Consider the following 2,449-nt stretch of genomic DNA (forward strand, 5'->3'; position numbering starts at 1 on the left):
AATCCTTGTTCAATCTGCTTAGAGCTACGGTGCAATACCCCAAACTGCCAAATATTACCTGTAGTGACCGCTCCTAACAAGGTTGGTGCAGTCAACTCCGTCCATTGATCTAAGGTAATCATCTCTATTGCTAACTGGGTAAACCCACGAGTCAAGTCTGCCTGTTTTGCTTCTTTCACGAGTAAATGCGTTTGGGTTCTAAGGTAATAGTCCAAACTGCCTTGCAATTGAGGGGTAACTTGAAGCGGGTACTCAATACTGAGACGGGCATGAGTAATTCGTACCAGTTCTGACACAATAGGAGCGATAAAAATTTCCCGCCGTGCCGTTTCGTTGGTCAAGTCTACATAAGGAAGAATATTGTCAATACGCTCTTTAAGAAGGTTTATTTGCTCCAAAGGCGCGGAAAATTGTGGCAACTGTAATGGACTCCGAGTCAGAAAATAACCAAACTCAGTAAGTAGATCGAAAGGATCGGCATTCAAGTCGAAGTAGTTGCTAAAGGTATAGGAACGATTGGGATCGAGGAGCGGTTTACGACTCATGGTGGGAGCATTGAGGTGGCGTGGGATTATTGAACAGTAATCTTATGCGAAGTATTCCTTACAACTGGCATAATCCAAGTCGTCCTCTAACTCCTCTAATCCGTAATGCCGCAATACTGAACGCTGTCCTAATAATTGTCCAAATTCGTACTTACTCATTTGTGCCAGTTCACGAGCTTTGCCAAAAGAAAGTAGCTCTTGAGCATAAAGAGCGATTGCCAATTCATGCAGCAGGACTTGCTCGATTCGAGGTTCTGGTAGCCGGATAGCAGACAAAACGGAGTCAGGAATAGATAGTTGCATAGCGAGTGACGTTTAGTTGAAAACAACTACAACTAGCGTATCACTAATAAAGGTGAGATAATAATCTGAGAATAGTCTGATGACGATAAGTGAAGTTATCTCTACCTAAAACCAATGACCCAACTCCCCGACCGCCCCATTCTACCCATCACTATCGTTCCTCTTAATGGCGGACGGGAGAAGACAGGGCGAAGCGCTTCTTCAGAAACGCTGTCAGACCTTCGCCATTGGCAAATTGAGGAGTTTTTGCGGCAGACAGGTAAAGCAGATAACACCCAGCGTTCCTACAAGCGACAACTAAGGAATTTTAGCTCTTGGTGCAATAAGTCTTGGCTGGACGTAACTCCTAGCGATATCGGCAAATATCGGCGGGAATTAAAGCAGCAAGAACTTAAGCCTGCTTCGATTAACCATGCTCTGAATACCCTACGAGCATTTTACCAATGGCTGCGTCGCAGTAATGGATATCCGGTGAACCAACCCCTGCCGACGGATGCAATTGGGCTAGAACGGGTAGAGGAGCCGCAAGACCTGCATATCGAAAAAGAAGACCTCGTTGATATTTGGTACGTCCTCTCTACGGAGGGAGCAACTCGGATACGCGATCGCGCGATTGTCGCTCTGCTTAGTCACGGATTGAGGGCTTCAGAATTATCAGTGCTTAACGTCAACCATTGGAACGGCAAAAGGCTAACTGTTCATCGCTCTAAGGGGCAGAACGTCAGTGAAATACCTTTGAGTAAGCAAGCAAAGCAACACTTGGAAGCATACCTAGAATGGCGGCAGAGGCAAAGTGAGGCGTTTATACCAACTCCTGATAGTCCAATGTTTTTGTGCCAAGACCCGAAGCATCGAGGAGAAAGGCTGGGTTACAAGGGGCTTTACAGAATGGTAAAAAAATTAGGCGCGATCGCCCAAGTAGATGATATTCGACCGCACCGCTTTCGGCATGAATTTGGTACGAGTATTACTCGTAAAGGTGTAGATCCAATGTACGGTAAGGAGTTGATGGGGATTAAGAGCGATAGAGTCTATGGACGCTATACTCAAGGAGCGCTAAAACAAGCGGCGGCAAAAGCTTATTTGCAGGCGATTGGGGAAGAGGAGGATTAGTACGGTGCTATTCGTAAAACAGCTAGTTTTCTTGTGCGCGATCACTTCTGAATATCTCGTTCATTATTGCTGTAAGCTATCCAAATTTTTTGTAATCGTAGAAGAAAACCTGGTAGCACGTCCTCGCCACTGAGGGTTTCAGGCTGTTGCAATACTTCTATGGCTCTATTTGGGCGATAAATTTCCACTTGCTTGTCCTGTGGATTTATCAACCACCCTAGCTGCAACCCGCAACGACTCCTCGAAGCGACAAGCGGTTGAATGTGGCATAATCAAGCTATGAAGATACAGCAAAGTGAGATGTATTATGCCTCCAATCATTCGTAATACGCTGATTCGCCTGAGTGCCTTGATCGAGCAGATTTGGCGCGGATTGGTGCGAACGTTGAGCAGGCTGGGGAATGTGTTTGGCAAGCTGGCGGGGTTGAGCGAATTAGGCTACTACCTGGAGGAGAACGGACAGTCTGAGCAGGCGGCTCAATCTGTGA

At 46.3% G+C, this 2,449-nt stretch carries 4 protein-coding genes and 1 pseudogene; 2 read left to right on the forward strand and 3 right to left on the reverse strand.

All coding sequences use genetic code 11. The features are described 5' to 3' along the window. Together C7B70_RS25580 and C7B70_RS25585 are read right to left on the reverse strand one after the other, a co-directional pair. On the reverse strand, window positions 1-545 hold a 545-nt coding region (locus C7B70_RS25580; RefSeq protein ID WP_146134186.1), incomplete at its 3' end, for a hypothetical protein. A gap of 42 nt (window positions 546-587) precedes the next feature. Continuing rightward, window positions 588-848, reverse strand: coding sequence for a UPF0175 family protein (locus C7B70_RS25585; protein WP_106371667.1), 261 nt, complete (start codon window positions 846-848; stop codon window positions 588-590). Between the two features lie 114 nt (window positions 849-962). On the opposite strand from C7B70_RS25585, the gene C7B70_RS25590 reads away from it, so the two are divergent. Further along, window positions 963-1,961 carry a tyrosine-type recombinase/integrase gene (locus tag C7B70_RS25590; protein ID WP_106371668.1) on the forward strand — a complete coding sequence of 333 codons (999 nt, stop codon included), beginning with the start codon at window positions 963-965 and terminating at the stop codon, window positions 1,959-1,961. Window positions 1,962-2,002: 41 nt separating this feature from the next. On the opposite strand, the pseudogene C7B70_RS25595 reads toward C7B70_RS25590, so the two are convergent. Then, a pseudogene (locus C7B70_RS25595) lies at window positions 2,003-2,191 on the reverse strand (Uma2 family endonuclease); the annotation flags it as partial. A gap of 65 nt (window positions 2,192-2,256) precedes the next feature. Here C7B70_RS25595 and C7B70_RS26225 point away from each other — a divergent pair. Then, window positions 2,257-2,449: hypothetical protein (locus C7B70_RS26225; RefSeq protein ID WP_146134187.1), on the forward strand; the 193-nt coding region annotated here is incomplete at its 3' end.

This window comes from Chlorogloea sp. CCALA 695 (genome assembly GCF_003003885.1).
Classification (GTDB): domain Bacteria; phylum Cyanobacteriota; class Cyanobacteriia; order Cyanobacteriales; family Chroococcidiopsidaceae; genus Aliterella.